The sequence below is a fragment of the Mesorhizobium sp. M4B.F.Ca.ET.089.01.1.1 genome, assembly GCF_004022605.1.
Lineage (GTDB): Bacteria > Pseudomonadota > Alphaproteobacteria > Rhizobiales > Rhizobiaceae > Mesorhizobium > Mesorhizobium abyssinicae.
The window spans coordinates 1-19,642 of record NZ_RZOS01000029.1 but is presented as its reverse complement, the minus strand read 5'-3'; the positions used below and the strand labels follow the sequence as shown (position 1 = coordinate 19,642).

22 protein-coding genes and 1 tRNA gene are annotated in these 19,642 nt (G+C 63.6%); 10 read left to right on the top strand and 13 right to left on the bottom strand.

Features of this window, described 5'->3' with window-relative positions; all coding sequences use genetic code 11:
- Nucleotides 1-16 precede the first annotated feature (16 nt).
- Nucleotides 17-649: a TetR family transcriptional regulator gene (locus EN780_RS05220; protein WP_128272451.1), complete on the bottom strand. Its 633-nt coding sequence runs from the start codon at nucleotides 647-649 to the stop codon at nucleotides 17-19.
- A gap of 93 nt (nucleotides 650-742) precedes the next feature.
- Here EN780_RS05220 and EN780_RS05215 point away from each other — a divergent pair, with 93 nt between their 5' ends.
- Nucleotides 743-1,399 carry an O-methyltransferase gene (locus EN780_RS05215; RefSeq protein WP_127282422.1) on the top strand — a complete coding sequence of 219 codons (657 nt, stop codon included), beginning with the start codon at nucleotides 743-745 and terminating at the stop codon, nucleotides 1,397-1,399.
- A 52-nt stretch (nucleotides 1,400-1,451) separates the two neighbouring features.
- Here the strand turns inward: EN780_RS05215 and EN780_RS05210 are convergent, their stop codons facing one another.
- The 3 genes from EN780_RS05210 to EN780_RS05200 form a co-directional block, all read right to left on the bottom strand.
- Complete coding sequence (locus EN780_RS05210) at nucleotides 1,452-2,111, bottom strand: response regulator transcription factor (protein ID WP_127393032.1); 660 nt, start codon at nucleotides 2,109-2,111, stop codon at nucleotides 1,452-1,454.
- A 217-nt stretch (nucleotides 2,112-2,328) separates the two neighbouring features.
- Complete coding sequence (locus tag EN780_RS05205; RefSeq protein ID WP_128272441.1) at nucleotides 2,329-2,652, bottom strand: hypothetical protein; 324 nt, start codon at nucleotides 2,650-2,652, stop codon at nucleotides 2,329-2,331.
- A 126-nt stretch (nucleotides 2,653-2,778) separates the two neighbouring features.
- On the bottom strand, nucleotides 2,779-4,002 hold the full coding sequence (locus tag EN780_RS05200; protein ID WP_245499881.1) for a winged helix-turn-helix domain-containing protein: 1,224 nt from the start codon (nucleotides 4,000-4,002) through the stop codon (nucleotides 2,779-2,781).
- An 89-nt stretch (nucleotides 4,003-4,091) separates the two neighbouring features.
- Between EN780_RS05200 and EN780_RS38715 the strand changes: the two genes are divergently transcribed.
- Complete coding sequence (locus EN780_RS38715; protein ID WP_189556394.1) at nucleotides 4,092-4,253, top strand: hypothetical protein; 162 nt, start codon at nucleotides 4,092-4,094, stop codon at nucleotides 4,251-4,253.
- Complete coding sequence (locus EN780_RS38710; RefSeq protein WP_189556392.1) at nucleotides 4,213-4,443, top strand: hypothetical protein; 231 nt, start codon at nucleotides 4,213-4,215, stop codon at nucleotides 4,441-4,443. The genes EN780_RS38715 and EN780_RS38710 overlap by 41 nt, the downstream gene beginning before the upstream one ends.
- A gap of 422 nt (nucleotides 4,444-4,865) precedes the next feature.
- Here EN780_RS38710 and EN780_RS05195 read toward each other — a convergent pair whose 3' ends face one another.
- Entirely contained in the window at nucleotides 4,866-5,303 is a 438-nt protein-coding gene (locus EN780_RS05195) for a hypothetical protein (protein WP_127282418.1), read from the bottom strand.
- A gap of 168 nt (nucleotides 5,304-5,471) precedes the next feature.
- Here EN780_RS05195 and EN780_RS05190 point away from each other — a divergent pair, with 168 nt between their 5' ends.
- Nucleotides 5,472-5,822, top strand: coding sequence for a DUF952 domain-containing protein (locus EN780_RS05190; protein ID WP_128272437.1), 351 nt, complete (start codon nucleotides 5,472-5,474; stop codon nucleotides 5,820-5,822).
- Complete coding sequence (locus EN780_RS05185) at nucleotides 5,819-6,895, top strand: quinone-dependent dihydroorotate dehydrogenase (RefSeq protein WP_127282416.1); 1,077 nt, start codon at nucleotides 5,819-5,821, stop codon at nucleotides 6,893-6,895. The genes EN780_RS05190 and EN780_RS05185 overlap by 4 nt, the downstream gene beginning before the upstream one ends.
- Nucleotides 6,896-6,961: 66 nt before the next feature.
- On the opposite strand, the gene EN780_RS05180 is transcribed toward EN780_RS05185, so the two are convergent.
- Nucleotides 6,962-7,360, bottom strand: a complete 399-nt coding sequence (locus EN780_RS05180) for a VOC family protein (RefSeq protein WP_126056576.1) — start codon at nucleotides 7,358-7,360, stop codon at nucleotides 6,962-6,964.
- Between the two features lie 556 nt (nucleotides 7,361-7,916).
- Nucleotides 7,917-9,254, bottom strand: coding sequence for an MATE family efflux transporter (locus EN780_RS05170; RefSeq protein WP_189556396.1), 1,338 nt, complete (start codon nucleotides 9,252-9,254; stop codon nucleotides 7,917-7,919).
- A gap of 103 nt (nucleotides 9,255-9,357) precedes the next feature.
- Here EN780_RS05170 and EN780_RS05165 point away from each other — a divergent pair, with 103 nt between their 5' ends.
- Nucleotides 9,358-10,260 (top strand): histone deacetylase, encoded by a 903-nt coding sequence (locus tag EN780_RS05165; RefSeq protein WP_128272433.1) that lies wholly within the window; start codon nucleotides 9,358-9,360, stop codon nucleotides 10,258-10,260.
- 2 nt (nucleotides 10,261-10,262) lie between these two features.
- Here EN780_RS05165 and EN780_RS05160 read toward each other — a convergent pair whose 3' ends face one another.
- The 3 genes from EN780_RS05160 to EN780_RS05150 all read right to left on the bottom strand — a co-directional run bounded on the left by EN780_RS05160 (nucleotide 10,263) and on the right by EN780_RS05150 (nucleotide 12,410).
- On the bottom strand, nucleotides 10,263-10,526 hold the full coding sequence (locus tag EN780_RS05160) for a DUF6460 domain-containing protein (RefSeq protein ID WP_127286066.1): 264 nt from the start codon (nucleotides 10,524-10,526) through the stop codon (nucleotides 10,263-10,265).
- Nucleotides 10,527-10,630: 104 nt separating this feature from the next.
- On the bottom strand, nucleotides 10,631-11,383 hold the full coding sequence (locus EN780_RS05155) for a glycosyltransferase (RefSeq protein WP_127286065.1): 753 nt from the start codon (nucleotides 11,381-11,383) through the stop codon (nucleotides 10,631-10,633).
- A 13-nt stretch (nucleotides 11,384-11,396) separates the two neighbouring features.
- Nucleotides 11,397-12,410, bottom strand: a complete 1,014-nt coding sequence (locus EN780_RS05150) for a hypothetical protein (RefSeq protein WP_128272431.1) — start codon at nucleotides 12,408-12,410, stop codon at nucleotides 11,397-11,399.
- 111 nt (nucleotides 12,411-12,521) lie between these two features.
- Here EN780_RS05150 and EN780_RS05145 point away from each other — a divergent pair.
- Nucleotides 12,522-12,595, top strand: a tRNA-Gly gene (locus EN780_RS05145).
- An 11-nt stretch (nucleotides 12,596-12,606) separates the two neighbouring features.
- Here the strand turns inward: EN780_RS05145 and EN780_RS05140 are convergent.
- The 3 genes from EN780_RS05140 to EN780_RS05130 all read right to left on the bottom strand — a co-directional run bounded on the left by EN780_RS05140 (nucleotide 12,607) and on the right by EN780_RS05130 (nucleotide 14,971).
- Nucleotides 12,607-13,107 (bottom strand): hypothetical protein, encoded by a 501-nt coding sequence (locus EN780_RS05140; RefSeq protein WP_128272429.1) that lies wholly within the window; start codon nucleotides 13,105-13,107, stop codon nucleotides 12,607-12,609.
- 133 nt (nucleotides 13,108-13,240) lie between these two features.
- Nucleotides 13,241-13,828: a CatB-related O-acetyltransferase gene (locus EN780_RS05135; protein WP_128272428.1), complete on the bottom strand. Its 588-nt coding sequence runs from the start codon at nucleotides 13,826-13,828 to the stop codon at nucleotides 13,241-13,243.
- A gap of 153 nt (nucleotides 13,829-13,981) precedes the next feature.
- Entirely contained in the window at nucleotides 13,982-14,971 is a 990-nt protein-coding gene (locus tag EN780_RS05130) for a LysR family transcriptional regulator (protein WP_128272426.1), read from the bottom strand.
- A gap of 293 nt (nucleotides 14,972-15,264) precedes the next feature.
- Between EN780_RS05130 and chvE the strand changes: the two genes are divergently transcribed.
- The 3 genes from chvE (at nucleotide 15,265) to mmsB (ending at nucleotide 19,259) form a co-directional block, all read left to right on the top strand.
- Nucleotides 15,265-16,332 (top strand): multiple monosaccharide ABC transporter substrate-binding protein, encoded by a 1,068-nt coding sequence (gene chvE, locus EN780_RS05125; protein ID WP_127286060.1) that lies wholly within the window; start codon nucleotides 15,265-15,267, stop codon nucleotides 16,330-16,332.
- Nucleotides 16,333-16,434: 102 nt separating this feature from the next.
- A complete protein-coding gene (mmsA, locus tag EN780_RS05120) occupies nucleotides 16,435-17,970 on the top strand; it encodes a multiple monosaccharide ABC transporter ATP-binding protein (RefSeq protein WP_127286059.1) in 1,536 nt (511 codons plus the stop codon).
- Nucleotides 17,967-19,259 (top strand): multiple monosaccharide ABC transporter permease, encoded by a 1,293-nt coding sequence (gene mmsB / locus EN780_RS05115; protein ID WP_128272424.1) that lies wholly within the window; start codon nucleotides 17,967-17,969, stop codon nucleotides 19,257-19,259. Before mmsA ends, mmsB begins: the two co-directional genes overlap by 4 nt.
- Nucleotides 19,260-19,642 lie beyond the last annotated feature (383 nt).

The following is a 19,642-nucleotide window of genomic DNA, read 5'->3' as shown; positions in this document are numbered from 1 at the left end:
ACAGGCCGAGCCTGTCTCAGCGGTGTCCAAGGCTTGCGATGTAGGCGCAGAACATGTCGGCCATGGCATCGGCGTAGGCTTCGATCTCCGCGTCGGTGCGCGGGCTTGCCGAAAAATCCTTTCCCGCCGCGCTCAACGTCATCGTGATCAGATCGCCGGCCAGGTCCTGGGTTGCTTGCGGGGTCCCGGGCAGAACTTCGCGCAGGAAGGCCTGGACGGTGCGCTCACCCGAGGCCCTTGCCTCGTGCGCCTCGGGCGCGTCGCGGTAGAGTGGGGCGGCGTCATTGAGTGCCACGCGCACGGCAGCTTCCTCGCACTCCGAGCGGATAAAGGCATGGACCAGCGTGCGCATCCGCTCCAGCGGCGGCCGCTTGTCGTCCTCCAATATGGTGCGCAGCAAACCGCCCGTCTGCCGCCATTCATCGCTCTGCAGCCTGAACAGCAGCGCGGCCTTGTTGGGGAAATATTGGTAAAGCGAGCCGACGCTCACGCCGGCCCTTTCTGCCACGCGCGTGGTGGTGAAGCGCTGGGCGCCCTCACTCGCCAGAACCTGAACAGCAGCCTCCAGGATCGCCGAAACAAGCTCCGTCGCGCGAGCCTGCTTGGGCTGCTTTCGCGAGGAAATAGAATGGCTTGAGCGTTCGGTCATGGCGCGGCCGGGTAATGCGAATTGGAAACCTGAAGGATTATTCGTATTTTCAGCACAACACAAGAACACAGCCATTTTCGATTGGAGACTTCGATGATCACGCTCACAAACGCCCCGCTTGCACCCCTGCTTGCCCGCCTGTTCAAGGAAGCCGAGACCGCAACCAGCCCGGCAATGGCCGGCATCTCGCACGACGAGCGGGAACGCCTGCTGCGCAGCAAGACCGAGTATGTCGATCTCTACGGGCGGCTGAGGGATTTGTGGCTCGCTGTTTCGCCGGAAACCGGCACGCTGCTTTACATGCTGGCACGCAGCAGCGGCGCGCGCGTCATCATCGAGTTCGGCACCTCGTTCGGCATCTCGACGCTCTATCTTGCCGCGGCGCTCAGGGACAATGGCGGCGGCCGCCTGATCACGACCGAGTTCGAGCCGTCCAAGGTGGTCCGCGCCAAGGCCAATCTGACCGAGGGCGGCCTCATCGACCTGGTGGAAATCCGCGAGGGCGATGCGTTGCAGACGCTGAGCGCCGACCTGCCCGACGCGATAGACCTTCTATTGCTGGATGGCGCCAAGGCGCTCTATCCGGAAATCTTGAGCCTGGTCGAGAGCCGGTTGAAACCGGGCGCGCTGGTCATCGCCGACAATGCCGACCTCTCACCCGAATATCTGGAGCGCGTGCGCTCGCCGGCATCGGGCTACATCTCCACCCCCTTCGGCGACGATGTCGAGCTGTCCGTGCGGCTCAGTTGAACAAGCCTCGGTACAAGCAGCTGATGCTGCTTCGACGGCAGGCGCCCGCCAATCAGCTCGCAGGTTGCAGCGGGTCGCCGCCGATCCGGGAGAGCTGGATCACCGCCTGGGTGCGGCTGTCGACGCCGAGCTTCTGCAGGATGGCCGAGACATGCGCCTTGATCGTCGCCTCGGAGACGCCGAGCTCATAGGCGATCTGCTTGTTGAGCAGGCCTTCGGCCAGCATGCCGAGCACACGCGTCTGCTGCGGCGTCAACGCCTGCAGGCGCTTGATCAGGTCAGAGATCTCGGGATCGCGCTCGACGCCGAGATCGATGCCGACGGGCGCCGCGATATCGCCGGCCAGCACCGCCTGCACGGCACGGCGGATTTCCTCCATGCTGGCCGATTTGGAGATGAAGCCGGAGGCGCCGAGGTCGAGTGCGCGGCGGATCGTCACCGGATCGTCATGCGCCGAGACCACGATCAGCGGCACGGCCGGATGAACGCCGCGCAGCGAGATCAGGCCGGACAGGCCGCTGGCGCCCGGCATCGACAGGTCGAGCAGCACCAGATCGATGTCTTCATTGGCCACGACCAGCGCCTTGGCGCTTTCGAAATCCCCAGCCTCGTGGATAGCGGCGACGTCACCGACGCCGACAAGCGCCGCTTTCAGCGCGCCGCGAAAAAGCGGATGGTCGTCGGCGATGACGAAGGTGTAACCCGACGGCAAATAGTCCTCCCCGAATCCCATGCTTGTCTGTTTTTACGGGATCTGGCCGATTATGCGGCGATATTGGCCGTTTTCAAGCGGCAAAGGCCGCGCGCGGGTTTTTCCCAGGGCGGTTCAGTTTTGACGGAAACACATTTGCGTTGGCGCAGCCAAGGTCGCGATCCGAGTTTTCCTGGACACTGCTCGGCCGCCCGGCCAGGCCGCGTACGGTCAGCCATCACTCCTCCGGCAAGCCCGCGAGTCGCATCTGTCCGATCCAGCGGTCGAGGCTTCCGGGCGCGGTCCATATCTTCTCCCACTCCCTGCGCTCCTTACTGATGGATTCGTCGGGAGTGTTCTGGAGGAAAACCGCAAGCGCTTCCTTTGCCTCTCGCTTGTTTCCCAGACAAGCGTGGATGCCCGCAAGCATTCGGTGTGCGCCGCTCGGGATTCTGGACATTTTCCGCATCGCCGCCAGCGCGGCCCCGCAATCGTTCTTTTCCCAGAGCGCCCAGCCCATCTGCCAGTTGAAATCGTCCGGGTAGAAGGGATCGATGCCCATGGCCTGCTTGATCCGATCGATCGCTTCGTCTGTATGGCCAACATAGAGCAGCAGATCCGTGCTGCGGACCAGGATATCCGAATTGCTGGGGTTCAGGGCGATTGCCTGATCGTACCGGGCAAGGGCCTACTCGACCTCGCCGGCTTCGGTATGGATGCTGGCTCGGATATTATGCGCTTCAGCGTCATCAGGGGCGAGCAGGATGGCCTTGTCGGCGTATTCGGCCGCGCGCTTCAACGCCTCGTCACGGTCCTGTTCGTTCCAGCCGAACATCGCATCGTTGCGATAGGACCAGGCCAGCCCGATATAGCCGAACTGCGAGTTCGGATCCTCTTCGATCGCCTTGAGGTTCAGTTGCCGATACAGTTCGTTCCTCGCGGCCGAGAAATCCTCTCGGATCTTGGCAATCCCCATCAGGTGATAGTGCAGCGCGCTGACCTTGGCGGCACCGCTCTGTGGCAGGGGGCGCTCGATCCTCCGTCCGACCCGATCCGCAAGCGTGCGGATGATCTTCTCCTGGACGACGAAAAGATCGCCAATCTCCCCGTTGTAGGTGTTGGCCCAGACAAGCGATCCGTCATGCGCATCCAACAACTGGGCGGCCACTTTCAGCCGTTCTCCGATCTTCTGCTGGCTCCCTTCCAGCAGGTAGTCGACGCCGAGTTCATCGCCAATCTGCCTGGTGTCGGTGGGCTTCCCTCGGTACCTGAAACTCGAGTTCCGGGCGATGACGGCATAGGTCTTGCTCCGCGCAAGTTCGGTGATGATCCCCTCGGCGACGGCATCGCTGAGATATCCCTTGTCCGCTCCGGCACTGAAGTCGTCGAAGGGAAGGATCGCAATTCTCGGCATGTCGCTCGATCGAACCGGAGCGGCTCGCCATGCTTCCGCGCCGTAGTATGCGCCGATCGCCGCCGCGACGAGAACGATCGCAGCAAGGATGACCCCGCGTCGCGAAAGACGTGTCTTGGCTCGCTCCTTGACGGCCGCGGCGTCTAGGTCGGTTGCATCCGACGGATGGGCATTCAGCCGGTAGCCTCTCCTGGGGAGGGTTTCCACGATCGCATGCGCGTCGTCCGCCAATGCGCGGCGGATATCGGCAATGCATTGGATAAGGCTGTCGTCGGTCACGAAGGTATCGGGCCAAATCGCCTGCATCAGCGCATCCTTGGACACGATCTCGCCCGGTCGCGCCGCGAGCACGGAGAGCACCTCGGCGGACTGGCTGCGGAGATCGACCGCTTTGCCTTCGACCGTTCGGAGTTCGCTGTTTCTGGTCAGGAAAACAAAACCGCCAAACGTGATCGTTTCGGCAGGTTTCGGGTCAATTTCAGGAGCCTTTCGGGACATTTCACCCACCTGGCGCGCTTCCTAACCCTAGCCCATTCGACCGTCGCTTCCAAGCGATCCCAGCAGCACCGGATGGGACGGAGAGCGACATGGATCGCACCAAGCTCATCATCGCGCTCGCTCTTCTTTTGGCAGCGCAAATGGCTGCAAAAGCGGATTCCCGCATCGCGAAATTCTGCGGCCCTGACCAAGGGAGACTAGGAGATAGCGATGGAACGGTTTCTTTTAATTACCCTTCTGTTAAATTTTGACGGCACTGTAGTAGTCGGCAATCATGAAAATGGTTTCCCGCCCAAGGTGTTAGTTTCAGAGGACGAGTGCAAATACCTGAAACGCCAATATGAATTTTCCAATCCTCCTGTTGGTCTTAAATATCTTTCAACCGCTTACATTTGTGAGAGGAAATATATGGCCATCGCTTCTGTGTACGATGCTAAGTGACGTCGCAAGCCCGGCGGTTAATACATCGCCAGCCTCAAGGAGTATGTCTATGAAGGCGACCCCGGCGTCATGCGGACTACGAGCGACGAGTTCTATCTCTGCACCCGACCGGCCGCGACCCCGGTATGGACACGACCAAGCGCTATTGTTGATGCAGGAACGTATCGTGAAGTAGCTCTTCGTCCCAGTCGTTCGTCGCGACACACGCGAACCATCCTGAGATGCCCAACCCTAGCGCCGGATCCAGATTTCAGGTCGAACCGACCTGCATGCTTCCATTCTCACCCGTGCGCCCTCGGGCTGATGACGCCAGCCTTGAGAGGCGCCACGCGTAGGGGCCATTCAGTCGAAGGTCTGCAAATCATCCTTTTGCGGACACAAGGCGCGTCGCTGAAACGGATTCAGGCGAAGCGCTTTGGAGTTCAGGTCTTTTGCTGGTTGAGCCTGGCGCCGTCGTCGCCGCTCTCCTTGTCCATGTCCTTGACGATGTCCTTAAACGTCCGGAAGAACTGCTCCATGTAGCCCATCGTCTTGTTGAAATCCTCTTCGCTCGGCAGTTGCGATTCGAGCCGGGCGGAAAGCGAGTTCTCAAGCTTGGCGACACGCTCGTCCAATGCCTTGACCGACGCCTGCAACTTGTCGATCTCGTCCTGGTAGGCGGCGCGTTCGTCGGCCGCCGTCTTGCAGACGAGCTGGCCGGAGCGCTCTTCGCAGATCGACATGGCGCCGGTCTGGGTGTCCATGCGGACATAGCCGTTGGCCGACTTTTCCAGCCGGTAGCGGTCGGTTTCCTCGGAAAAGGCCGACGCGGCGACCAGCGAGAAAAGTGCCGCGGGGATCAGTATATGCTGCGGACGCATGTTGTCCTCCATGAGCCAGTAGGCGCACTCTACCATAGGTTTGCGCCGGAAGTGGGGAAGAGTGGTTCCTTGCCTCGACGCAGGCTCCCGCCGGAAAAGCCGTGCAACATCTTTCCGGACCTTGCCTGCACCCTTTCCCGCGCGGTTCGTTCGGACTATAGCGCAGCCATGTCTCAGTTTATCTACAAGATCGCGCCCGAAGCGCTCTGGCGCGAGGCCGAGAGAAGCGGCCGCTTCACCGGCGCGCCGATCGACATCGCCGACGGCTTCATCCATTTCTCGACCGCCGATCAGCTGCGGGAGACGGCGGCGAAGCATTTTGCCGGCCAGACCGGCCTGCTGCTTGTCGCCATCGATGGCGAGCGCCTCGGCGAAGCGCTGAAATACGAGGTGTCGCGCGGCGGCGCGCTGTTCCCGCATCTCTATGCGCCGCTCGATCTCTCGGCAGTGCTTTGGGTCCGCCCCTTGCCGCTCGGTGCCGACGGCCGGCACGAGTTTCCCGCGCTGGAGGCCGAATGAGCGTGCTCGACCGGATCGGCCAAAAGGTTCTGTTCACGCTCGATCCGGAAACGGCGCATGGCCTGTCGATCGCCGCGTTGAGATGTGGCCTGCCGGTCACCTCGCGCCCGCCGCGCGACGAGCGGCTGAAGCTGCGCGTCGCAGGCCTCGATTTCCCGAACCCGCTCGGCATGGCGGCGGGCTACGACAAGAATGCCGAAGTGCCGGACGCGCTGCTCGGCCTCTGCTTCGGCTTCGCCGAGGTCGGCACCGTCACGCCGCTGGCGCAGACGGGCAATCCGAAGCCGCGCATCTTCCGGCTGACGGCCGACGAAGCGGTTATCAACCGGCTGGGCTTCAACAATGAGGGCCATGAGGCGGCCGAGAAGCGCCTTGCAGCCCGAAAGGGTCGCCTTGGCATCGTCGGCGTCAACATCGGCGCCAACAAGGACAGCGCCGACCGCATCGCTGACTATGAGCGCGGCGTCGCCCGCTTCGCGCCCCATGCCACATATCTCACGGTCAACATCTCCTCGCCGAACACGCCGGGCCTGCGCAACATGCAGGCGCGCGAGCAGCTCGGCGAGCTTCTGTCGCGCGTCATGGCGGCGCGGGCGTCGGCTGCGGCAACGCCGCCGGTCTTCCTCAAGATCGCGCCGGATCTGGTCGAAGCGGAACTGGAAGACATCGCCGCCGAGGTCGCCGAGAAAAGGATCGACGGCGTCATCGTCTCGAACACCACGCTGGCGCGGACGGGGCTGCGGAGCGCGACCGTCGCCGGCGAGGCCGGCGGGCTGTCCGGCAAGCCGCTGTTCGAGCGCTCGACCGCTGTCCTTGCACGCATGCGCAAGCTCGTCGGTCCCGAGATGGCGATCATCGGCGTCGGGGGCGTCGATTCCACGGAGACAGCGTTGGAAAAGATCCGCGCCGGCGCCGATCTGGTACAGCTCTATACCGGCATGATCTATGCCGGGCCTTCACTGCCGGGGCGCATCGTTGCCGGCATGGCGCGGTTTGTGGAGCGCGAAGGACTGAGTTCGCTGCGCGAGTTGCGCGACAGCCGCCTGGATCATTGGGCCGTCAAGGCTTATTAGAAGGCCATGGCGCTACCCGTGCGCCCACACCTTTATGTCATCTCTCATCACGTTGCCCTTCCGCGTTCAGGCTGCCGGATTCATCCATACGATCTCCCAAACATAGCCATCTGGGTCTTCAATGTGGCGGTTATACATGAAGCCAAGATCCTGTGCCGGGTTGGGATCGGCGCGACCGCCCGCCGCAACCGCGCTGGTCAGCGTTGCATCGACGGCGGCGCGGTCGTCGACCGTGAGGGCGATCATTGCCTGACTGTCACGCCGCGCGTCGCCGATAGGGCGCTTGGTGAATTCGCGATAGTGGTCATGGCTCAGCAGCATCACCCCGATCGCGTCCGAGAACATGAGCGAGGTAGATTTCTCGCCCGAAAACTGCGGGTTTACGGTGCCACCTAGAGCCACGTAGAACGCCGTCGACGCCGCCAGGTCACGCACAGGCAGGTTCACGAAAATCATTCTGGACATCGCTTTCTCCATTGCCGCGCCCTGCGCTATTGTCTTGATGTAAAGTTAGTAGATGCAATGTATCTCGATGTCAAGATACATCTTGTTGAGAGAATATTCGAATGGGTCGTGCCGAGGCCGCGGCAAAGCAATGGGCTCGCGAGCGCCCCCGACCTTCCGGTGTTGCCTGAAATGGTAGGTCGTCTGCTCGATGTCCGCCGCGCGCGATCACCTGAACCCGCTGCTTTCGGAATCAGGCCTGAATGTAGGTGAGTTTGATGTGCTGACGCCGCTCAGGCGCTGGAGCGCGCCGGGCTGGTTGAACGACGCCCCGATCCCAAGGACCGGCGCGGCAAGCAAATTGCCATAACGACCGGTGGCAAGCGTGCGATAGACGATTTGATTGGTCCAATGGTGGCCGCTAGAAGAGCAATTGATCTCCGTGCTGACGGCGTCGGAGCAGGAGACTCTCAACGCCCTGCTCAAGAAATTGCTCACTGGCCTCTAGGTACATTGTCCTCGCCAGCAGTCACCTCTCCCGGCGTCAACGGATCCTGATCCCGAGCGGCGGCACTACCTAAAACGCAGTCCGCGCCCGCACCCGCAGAACCATAAGCAGGCTCACGCCGCGCACCAGCAGGAAGACGTGCAGCGACGCCCAGAGCCCGCTGTTGCCGAAGGTCGGCGCCAGGGTGAGCAGCGCGGCGCTGAAGGCAAGGAACGACAACAGCATCATGTTGCGCATGTCGCGCGACCAGGTGGCGCCGATGAAGACGCCGTCCATCTGGAACGCCAGCACGCCGCTGAGCGCGGTGAACGCCGCCCAGGGCAGATAGGTATCGGCAACCGAGCGGACCTCGGGCGATGTCGTGATCAGGCCGACCAGATCGACACCGGCCAGCAGCAGCACGAGCGTGGCGACGCCCGACAGGCCGAAACCCCAAAACAGGGTCAGCCGCACTGCTTGCCGGAAGGGCGTTTCGGCGCCCGCGCCGATGGCGCGGCCGGCGAGCTGTTCGGCGGCGGTGGCGAAGCCGTCGAGGAAGTAGCCGGCGATGAGGAAGAAGTTCATCAGCACCGCGTTGGCAGCCAGCGTCACCGTGCCGAACTGCGCGCCCTGGCGGGTGAACAGCGCGAAGGCGGCGAGCAGCGAGAAGGAGCGGATCATGATGTCGCGGTTGAGCGACAGCATGCGCCGGTAGGCCGGCAGGTCGAGGATGCGCTGGCGCGAGGGGCGCTCCAACCTCCGGAAACGACGCAGGATGATGGCGAGGCCGAGCAGCATGGCAAGGAACTCGCCGGTGACGGTCGCCCAGGCAACGCCGGCGACGCCCCAGCCGAGCTTCAGGCCGAGCAGGAAGCAAAGCGCGATGTTGATGCCGTTCAACACCGCCTGCAGCATCAGGCCAAGCCCGCCCTCGCCGCGCCCGAGCACGTAGCCGAGGATGGCGTAGTTGATCAGCGAGAAGGGCGCGGCGAGCAGCCTGATATGGACATAAACAGCCATCGCTTCGCTGACGCGCGGCTCGGCGCCCATGAACTTTTGCCCGCCAATGGCGATCACCGGCGCAAGCGCGGCGAGCACGATGCCGGCGACGATGGCGATCAGCACGGCGCGCCAGAGCACCGCCTGCTCTTCCAGTGCGTCGCCGCGCCCGAACGCCTGGGCGACGAGGCCGGTGGTGCCGGAGCGCAGGAAATTGAAGGTGGTGAAGACGACGTCGAAGGCAAGCGCGCCCGCCGCCAGGCCGCCGAGCAGGGCGGCGTCGCCGAACTGGCCGACCACCGCCGTATCGACGATGCCGAGCAGCGGCGTCGTCAGATAGGCAAGCGTCATCGGCACGGCGATGGCAAGCACCGAGCGGTTGGTTACGGCGAAAGACCGGCCGGCGGCCGATGTCGATAGCTGATCCAGGACCTGGTCCTCAGGGCGGCTTGATCGGACGACCGATGTGCCCCAGTTTGCCGGTGCCGCGCAATCACGATCCGGCGTCGGCCAACCGATTCCCGGAGCTGGCATGCCGCTGCAGATCGTCCACCACCCCGGCTATGACGCCGGTTTCGCCGTCAACCACCGCTTCCCGATGAGCAAGTACCCGCTGCTGATGCAGGCGCTGGAGGCGCGCGGACTGGCGAGCCGCGACGCGCTCGCCATGCCCGAGCCGGCGCCGGCATCGTGGCTGAAGCTGGCGCACACGGCCGACTATGTAGACCAGGTCCTGGCCTGCCAGGTGCCGGAAAGGATCGAGCGCGAGATCGGCTTTCCGGTCGGTCCGCGGGTTTCGCTCAGGGCGCAGCTTGCCGCCGGCGGCACGGTGCTGGCGGCGCGGCTGGCGCTGAGGCATGGCATCGCCTGCAACGCCGCCGGCGGCAGCCACCATGCGCGGCGCGCGCAGGGCGCCGGCTTCTGCACCTTCAACGACGTCGCCGTCGCCTCGCTGGTGCTGCTCGCCGAAGGTGCCGCTAGAAACATCCTGATCGTCGATCTCGACGTGCATCAGGGCGACGGCACGGCCGATATCCTGAAAGATGAACCTCGCGCGTTCACCTTTTCCATGCATGGCGAGCGCAACTATCCGGTGCGCAAGATCGCCTCGGATCTCGACGTCGCGCTGCCCGACGGCACCGGCGACGCGGCCTATCTCGACAGGCTCGGCGGCATCCTGCCGGACCTGTCGGCCAGAGCGCGCTGGGACATCGTCTTCTACAATGCCGGCGTCGACGTCCATGCCGAGGACAGGCTGGGCCGGCTGTCGCTCAGCGACGACGGCCTGCGCGCCCGCGATACGATGGTGATCCGCCATTTTCGCCGGCTCGGCATGCCGGTCTGCGGTGTCATCGGCGGCGGCTATTCGACGGACGTGCCGGCGCTTGCCGCGCGCCACGCCATCCTGTTCGAGGTGGCGTCAGGCTTGGCCTGAGATCACTTCCTGTAGCTGGCTATCCTGAGCAGGATGAAGACCGGCACGACGATCGCCGCGCCCAAGAGGATGTAGCCGAGGAAACGGTCGATGGCATGGAAGCCGAGATTCCACAGGTCGAGGAAGAACTGGCGGATGCCGTAGTAGACGTCCATCGGCGACCAGCCGAAGGCGTGCATCACAAGGCCGACGAGGAACGAGACTACAAGCAGCTTGATCAGCACCCGGAGCGGTGAGTCACCGAGAAAGCGCGTCAGTGCGGACAAGTTCCGTCTCCACGTTTCGGCCGCCCCGATTCGGGGGGTCGATCCCAGAAATACGCACTTGCCCGTCCGGCATCAAGCCGGCCGGATGCCGGCAACGGCCAGGCTCACCAAAACCGCCAGCGCAAGATGCGGGCCCATGGCGGCCGTTCGCGATAGACTTCCCGGTAGCGCCAGAGCCGGTTGTAGCGGTTGCCGCCGCCGATGCCGAGCTCCGACACCGGGCCGCCACCCCGCTTGCGTTTGATCGCCACCAGTTCCTTGCCGTGCCGAAGGCAATGGCTCGGCTTCTGCCCGGCTTGGCCTGGTGGCAGCGTCAACTTGACCGCTTCTCCGACAATGAGGTCCTCCGGATCGCAGGTCATGGCGATGGCCTTGCCGAACAGCGTCGGGCCGGTCGGGCACAAGGCGGTCGGGCCGTAATATTCGCGTTTGACATTGGCGCAGACCAGCTCGATGGCCTTGGCCATGGCCCGGTGGCGCATGGGGGCGGCGACCACGCCGAGGCTGGTGTCCCATGGCGTCGAGCTCAGGAAGTCGCGAAACACCGACAGGCGGCCCTGGTCGCGCGGAACGCCGCGCAGGAATTCATAGGAAAGGTCGGCGTAGACGCCGCCCCGTTCGTAGAGCAGGCAGTATTTGGCGAGGTCTGCCTTGTAGGTGTAGGGACGCAGGGTGCGGAAAGCCGACAGCACCTCGGCGTCGAAATGCGCCGCGATGAACTCACTCAATTCCGCTTCCCCGAACAGGACATGCTCCTCGCCCGGATGGGCGGCCTTGAACGAGCGGATGTTCTCGCTGACCCGTTCGGGAAGGTCAGCGCTCCGATCGTCGGTTATGAGAATGCTGAATAGCGGCATGAGCTCTCGATCGTCAGCGCGGGATGAACGCCGTCAGTTTCTCCCAGTCGCGCCACTGGTGCGGCCAGCTTTGCAAATAGGGCAGATGCCGATCTGCAAACTCCTGCGCGGCGCCTTGGATCATATCGGCCTTGTCCCGATGGCGGGCGAGATCGATCGGCCGCTCGACGACCACGTGCAGTTGGCCGGTGCTGTCGTCGCGCCCGACAAAGACCGGCAACAGCGGAGCGCCGGCGATCTTGGCCAGCCGGGGCGCACCGCTGGCCACTTCGATGCCCGATTCGCCTATTCGCGCCGTGACCAGCACTTCGCCCTCCCAGGCTCCGGCGGTTATTGAAACGAACTTGTTGGCGCGAGGCAACCGACGGGCCTCGTTCATGCTGGCAGCTGGGTCGGCGCGGTCGATGACGACGCGGCCGGCGGCGTATCTCAGCTCCGCGCCAATCCTGATCGGGTTCAGGAAGCGGATGCCGAAACGCGACTTGGTGAAGCCATGCTCTGGCCGGCTGACGTGAAACACCTCGAACCCGGCCCTGGCGAAGGCGATCTTCGCCGCCAGCGCATTGAAGCTGAAATGCGCGATCCACAGCACCGCGCCATGGCCTGCATTTTGCGCGGCTTCGAGATGCTCGATGCCTTGCAGCGCAATGGCCGGGTTCCACCCACCGAGCCGCTCGCGCATGATCTGTATATGATGCTCGTGGCGCGTCGCGCGGACGCGGCGCAGATCGTCATCGCCGGCCAGTCCGAACGAACGAAGGGTCTGCAGGACCCGGCTGTCCTGTGCGGCGAACGATGCGCTCCCGAGCCGCTCCATGGACCGGCAAACCGCTTGCCATCCCCGCTCAGGAACAAGACAGGAAACAATCGCGAAGGCAGGAAGCTGCAGCAGGAATTTGAAATCTTCCGGCGCAAATATCTTCCTGGTCCCGGAGGCCCGTTTTCTCTTGCGTATGCTGAATTCCAAGCCGGGTCCCCACCCTCGCGCCGTGCTTGCGATGGCAGGTGAACAGCCGCCGATTCGCAAAGCGCACGCGCTTCTAGCACGCGCGGCGCCGGCGTCAAAAGCGCTGTTGTCGTCAGGGCGCGGCTTTGGCGATTGCCCGATGCCCGGCCCTCATGGTAACGAGGGCGCCGCGCGGGTATGATGTAATGGTAGCCTGTCAGCTTCCCAAGCTGAACGCGCGGGTTCGATTCCCGCTACCCGCTCCAGCAAAAATCAATCAGCTTGCATGAAACTTGCCATATCCCGCGGCGGGCCGCTGGCTGTTTGCCAGCACCCCGCACAGGGGCAGGTGCTTTGCCACCTCGTCGGCCTCCATCCGCACTATGGTGTGCGACAGGCCGCCATGTTCCTCGATCCATTGCCGGACCCAGTCGGGATATTGCGAGATCAGATAGTTGGCGGCGGCCGCGTTCTGCCGGCCGCCGACGCCGTAAGGCAGATGGAAGCCGAAGGAGGCACGCGGGCTCACGCAAAGCTGCTCGACGGGCAGCGACAGATAAAGCGTGCAGGCGCTGTCGCACGCCCCTTCAAAGCTCACCTGCTCGTCGGCGGCGCGCAATTCGGCGACGTGCAGCGCGAAGCTTATGATCTGGCCACCGGGATTGTCGCCGACCGTCTCGGCCTTCGCGGGCAACGCCGTCAGGATGGCGGCGAAGAGCCCAACCGCCATGGTCTTCAACGTCCATCCAGGCTTTACGGGCGGCAGATCGGTTTTCATCCTGTGTTCTCGTTCTCGCGTTTGTCTCGCGGGCGTCTACGCTAGATCAGGATGGTTAACATTAGGCATCGCTCATCAATCTTCCGATCGGTGTGTTACACTCGCGCGAGCACGGTTCCCCGAGAGGGGCGCTCTACGGCGAGGGAGGCGCCAGGAACCGCGCGACGAATTGTTCGGCCGGCAGGTCGAAGGCCGCCTTCTCCCGCATCAGCCTTTCGGTCGGCCAGTCCCACCAGCGGATTTTCTGCATGGCGGCGATCGTCCGGTCCGGGAACCGGTATTTGATGATTCTTGCCGGATTGCCGCCGACGATGGCGTAGGGCGGAACGTCCCTGGCCACCACGCTGCGGGCGGCAATCACGGCGCCGTCGCCGATGGTGACGCCGGACAGGACGATGGCGTCGGTGCCGATCCAGACATCATGGCCGAGCTTGATCGGGCCGTTCGTGCGCAGATATTCGAAGGTCGACCTGGTCTTGAATAGCTGGTGCTGCAGCGCGTAGTTCGCCGCCGTGTCCGTCGGGTGGTTTGCCTGGCAGAAGAAGCGGACGCCGGGAGCGATCGCGCAGAACGAGCCGATTTCGACCGGCGACTGTTCGGTGCAGTTGAAGAACGAATGCCCGTCCAGGCTCTTGGAGTGGCGGCCGATCCTGGCATGCGCCGGAATTGCGTTTGGGTCGGCCTTCAGGCCGAGCAGGATTCGCAGTTTCTTGAAAGCCATCGCTGGAGAGCCCCCACCCCGACGCAACGTTGGAATCCGGGCCCGCGACTTGTAAAGGGTGGATTTTGGGTTTTGAACATGCGCGAGGGAGGATGGCGCCGTCGGCGGCCGGGGCGGGTCACCCCAGCGCCGTAGCGACTGCGCCAGCGGCCGTCATCCCACTTCGCGCAGGATGAAATCGTGCAGCATCTTGGCTGCCGGCGACAGCACGCGGTTCTTCGCCGTGATCAGGCTGTAGGGCCGGACCTCGATGTCGAACTCGGTCTGGACGACGTCGATGGCGCCGGCCAGCCCTTCGGGATTCTGGATGAATTTCGCTACCTGAATCGACACCGGCGCGATGGCGTCGGACTGCGCCACCATGACCAGAGTGAGCAGCAGCGAGCTGGTGTTGAGGATGCGGTCCGGGAGCGCGATGTTGCGGTTCAGGAAATTGCTTTCCATCGCCTGGCGCAGCGGCGAGCCGCCGGACTGGAAGACCCAGTCGTAAGCGGCGGTCTCCTCGAGCCGCACCGCCTTGCCCTTGCTCAGCGGGTGGCCGCGACGCACGATCAGGCAGGCCTTCTCGACGCCGATGACGCGCGATTCGAACAGGCGCGGATTGAGGTCGTCGGGAATGCGCGCGATGATGAAGTCGTGGCGCGACGCGATCAACTCGCGTGCCAGCACATTCGAGGTCTCGACCTGCATGGTGATCTCGATGCGCGGATAGAGGCGGCGGATTTCGCGAATCGCCGGCACCGCCAGCTCGATCGCCGGCGCCGTCACCGCGCCCAGGAACACCGACCCGCCCTTGCCTGCCTTGAGCTCGGAGATCTCTCGGTCGGCCTCGCGCATCTCGAGCAGGATCGAGCGCGCGCGCCTGGCCAGCGCCTTGCCGTAAGGCGTCAACGTGATGCCGCGCGGCAGCCGCTCGCAAAGCTTGACGTCGAGCACCGCCTCCATCTCCGAAATCATGCGCGAGGCGGCCGGCTGTGAGATGTTCATCACCTGGGCGGCGGCGCTTACCCGGCCGTGATCGTCAAGCGCTGCGATCATGCGCATGTGGCGCAGGCTGAGCCCGCTGCGCAGAAGCGTTTCGCCGTCGCCCGGAAGTTCGTCGTAAGTGCCTGATACGCCATCAGGATTGCGCAGTGCCGCCATGCTTTGTCTCCGCTCCCGCGACGCCTTCGTCGACTTTCGCTATATACCAGTTTCGGTATAGCAACCATCAAAGATCGCATTTGACAGTTATGTCAAAGGGACACACCCTTCGCGCGTCCCGTGGCATGACGGTCGATGACGAGGGAGATCGTGTCGATCGAAATCAGCGTCGCGGGGCCGATTGGGAGGATACCGGAGATCGATAGACGACAGCAGCGCAGCTTGCGCTTCTGCTCGCCTGCGCGGCCCGCGAAGCCCCGAGGTGTCGCGTCCATCAACCAGGGAGAGTTACTGTGAAAATCATCAAGACACTGGCCGCCGTGGCGGCCCTTGGCATCGCGGCCATGACGCTGCCGGCGCATGCCGGCGAAGGCCTTGTCGGCGTGCTGATGCCGACCAAGACCTCGCAGCGCTGGATCAATGACGGCGATGCCGTCAAGTCGCAGCTCGAGGCTCTCGGCTACACCGTCGACCTGCAGTACGCGCAGGACGACATTCCGAACCAGCTCAGCCAGCTGGAAAACGAAATCACCAAGGGCCCGAAGGCGCTGATCATCGCCTCGATCGACGGCACCACCATGGCCGACGCGCTGCAGAAGGCCAACGACGCCGGCGTCGTCGTCGTCGCCTATGACCGCCTGATCAAGAAGACCGCCAACGTCGACTACTACACCACCTTCGACAATTTCGGCGTCGGCGTGATCCAGGCTAATTCCCTGGTCAAGGGTCTCAAGGAGCGCTTCCCGAACACCAAGCCGTGGAACGTCGAGCTGTTCGGCGGCTCGCCGGACGACAACAACGCCTTCTTCTTCTACAACGGCGCCATCTCCGTCCTGCAGCCGCTGATCGACGACGGCTCGATCAAGATCAAGTCCGGCCAGACCGGCATGGACAAGGTCGGCACGCTGCGCTGGCTCGCCGCCACCGCCCAGGCGCGCATGGACAACCTGCTCTCGGCCAACTACTCGGACGGCAGCCGCGTCGATGGCGTTCTGTCGCCCTATGACGGCCTGTCGCGCGGCATCACCGCCTCGCTGCGCGCCGTCGGCTACGGCACCGACGCTCAGCCCTGGCCGATCGTGACTGGCCAGGACGCCGAGACCGCCTCGGTCAAGCTGATTATCTCGGGCGAGCAGTACTCGACCGTGTTCAAGGACACCCGCGAACTGGCCAAGGCCACCGTGCAGCTGGTCGACAAGGTGCTCTCCGGCGGCAAGCCGGACGGCCTCGACGAAAAGACCTACAACAACGACGTCAAGGTCGTTCCCTCGATCCTGCTGACGCCGCATGACGTCGACAAGTCGAACTACCAGGCGCAGGTCGTCGATTCCGGCTACATCAAGGCCGACGAACTGAAGTAATTTCGGTTGCAAAGACAGGGGTCCTGCGCAACGCAGGGCCCCTTTTCGTTAACCAGCGGGACCGGTATTGTTTTTGCCGACCTGGTAGGAGTTTATTTCCCGATGACCTCGACGATTTTGGAGATGCGCGACATCACCAAGACGTTCCCCGGCGTGAAGGCGCTGTCGAACGTCAACCTCAGCGTCGAGGAAGGAGAGATCCACGCCATCGTCGGCGAGAACGGCGCCGGCAAATCGACCTTGATGAAGGTGCTGTCGGGGGTCTATCCGTCCGGCACCTATGAGGGCGACATCGTCTTTCGCGGCCAGGAATGCCACTTCAAGGGCATCCATGACAGCGAGCACATCGGCATCGTCATCATCCACCAGGAGCTCGCCCTGGTGCCGATGCTCTCGATCGCGGAGAACATCTTCCTCGGCAACGAGCACGCGACCTATGGCGTCATCGACTGGAACGCCAACGAGAAGCGCACCAAGGCGCTGCTCGACAAGGTCGGCCTTAAGGAAGACCCCAAGACGCTCATCACAAATATCGGCGTCGGCAAGCAGCAGCTGGTCGAGATCGCCAAGGCGCTGAGCAAAGAAGTGAAGTTGCTGATCCTCGACGAACCGACGGCTTCGCTCAGCGAAAAGGACAGCCAGGCGCTGCTCGACCTTCTGCTCGAGTTCAAGCGCCAGGGCATGACCTCGATCCTGATCTCTCACAAGCTGAACGAGGTGAACCGGGTCGCCGACAAGGTCACGGTGATCCGCGACGGACGCACCATCGAGACCTTGCCCAGGAAAGACATCAGCGAAGACCGCATCATCACCTCGATGGTCGGCCGCTCGCTCGACGACCGCTATCCGCCGCGCGAGCCGCAGATCGGCGAGGTCGTCTTCGAGGTCAAGGACTGGTCGGTCTACCATCCGATCCACGCCGAGCGGCAGGTGATCAAGAACGTCAACCTCAATGTGCGCAAGGGCGAAGTGGTCGGCATCGCGGGGCTGATGGGCGCCGGCCGCACCGAATTCGCGATGAGCCTGTTCGGGCGCTCCTATGGCCGGCACATCACCGGCGAGGTTTTGCTCGAAGGCAAGCCGATCGACATTTCGTCGGTGAGCAAGGCGGTGGAGAACCGCATCGCCTATGTCACCGAGGACCGCAAGACCTACGGTCTCAACCTGATCGACCATATCAAGCACAATGTGACTTTGGCCAATCTGGGCGGCGTCTCGAGCCGCGGCGTCATCGACGACATGCGCGAAATGAGCGTCGCCAACGACTATCGCAAGAAGACCAATATCCGCGCGTCCAGCGTCTATCAGCTGACCGGCAATCTTTCGGGCGGCAACCAGCAGAAGGTGGTGCTGTCGAAATGGCTGTTCGCGGACCCGGAACTGCTGATCCTCGACGAGCCGACGCGCGGCATCGACGTCGGCGCCAAGTACGAAATCTATACGATCATCGCCCGTCTCGCCGCCGAGGGTAAGGCGATCATCGTCATCTCGTCGGAAATGCCGGAGCTGCTCGGCATCACCGACCGCATCTATGTCATGAACGAAGGGCGAATGGTCGGCGAAATGGCGGCAAGCGACGCCAGCCAGGAAAAGATCATGCGCGCCATCGTTCGCGGAGAAGGAAAAAAAGCATCATGAGCACTGAAAGCGCTCCCGCGCCGCAGAGCGGCGCAGCCGAAGACGTCAAGCAGGGTCCGCGCATCCCCGTCTCGGCGCTGACGACGAACCTGCGCGAATACGGCCTGATCATCGCGCTGATCGTCATCATGCTGTTCTTCCAGTACACGACGTCGGGGACGTTGTTCAAACCGGTCAACCTCTCGAACCTTGTGCAGCAGAACTCGTTCATCATCGTGATGGCGCTGGGCATGCTCTTGGTCATCGTGTCCGGCCACATCGACCTCAGCGTCGGTTCGGTGGCGGGCTTCATCGGGGCGCTGGCGGCGATGATGATGGTCATCTGGCCGCTCGGCCCGCTCAGCAATCCGCTGGTGGTGTCAATCGTCTGCCTGATCGTCGGCGGCGCCATAGGCGCGGCGCAAGGCTACTGGATCGCCTATCACCGGATACCGAGCTTCATCGTGACGCTGGCGGGCATGCTGATCTTCCGCGGCATCTGCCAGGCGCTGCTGGGCGGCGGCTCCTCGGTCGGCCCGCTTCCCGACAGCTTCAAGGCGTTGAGCTCAGGCTTCATTCCCGACGTGATCGGTCCGCTGACGCTGATCCCGCCGACGGTGAATGCCGCCGGCAAGACCATCCTCGGCAGCGGCCTTACGCTGCACATGACGACGATCGTGCTCGGGCTGATCGCGGTGCTGGCCTATGCCTATTTCGGGCTGCGAGCCCGCCGCAAGCGTGAGCGTCACGGCTATGAGGCCGAACCCTTCCCGCTGTTCGTCATCAAGACCCTGGTCGGCAGCGCACTGGCGCTGTTCCTGGTCGTCCAGTTCGCGAGCTACAGGGGCCTGCCGGTGGTGCTGCTGGTGATGGGCGTGCTGATCTCGCTGTTCGTCTTCGTCACCAAGCGCATGACCATCGGCCGCCGCATCTATGCGATGGGCGGCAACGCCAAGGCGGCGCAGCTCTCGGGCATCAACACCGAGCGGCTGACGCTGCTGGTGTTCATCAACATGGGCGTGCTGTCGGCGCTCGGCGGCCTGATCATCGCGGCGCGCCTCGGCCAGGCGGTGCCCGCCGCCGGCCTCGGCAGCGAGCTCGACGTCATCGCGGCCGTCTTCATCGGCGGCGCCTCGGCGATGGGTGGCGTCGGACAGGTCATCGGCGCCGTGGTCGGCGGCTTCATCATGGGCGTCATGAACAACGGCATGTCGATCATGGGCGTCAATGTCGACTGGCAGCAGGTGGTCAAGGGCCTGGTGCTGCTCGGCGCCGTGATCTTCGACGTCTACAACAAGAACAAGGCCTGACAGGAGCAATTCCGGGAAAAGCGCATAGCGGTTTTCCCTCGGGATTGCGCAGAGACAAAATATTGGGAGCGGGTCGGCAGCTCAAGGCCGGACCGCTCCAGGCGAGGAAGGCAGGAGGCATACGGGTCTAGATCGCGATGCTGCCGGCAACCCGCCGGCGCCAAGAAGTCCCTGAGGACCGGGGCTCGCGAGCGCAATCCGGACGAACAGTTTCAACCGTGGCGCGGAACCGTTCCGGGCCGCGACGGTCAAGGTCTGCCGATCGGCGGCCGGGCCAAGGCAAAAGAGAGAGGGTTCATCATGCTGATCTCCCAGATCCTCGACGACGCCGAGACGATCCGCGTCGTCGCCCGCAACGGCGGCAAGACCCGGATCATCAACGG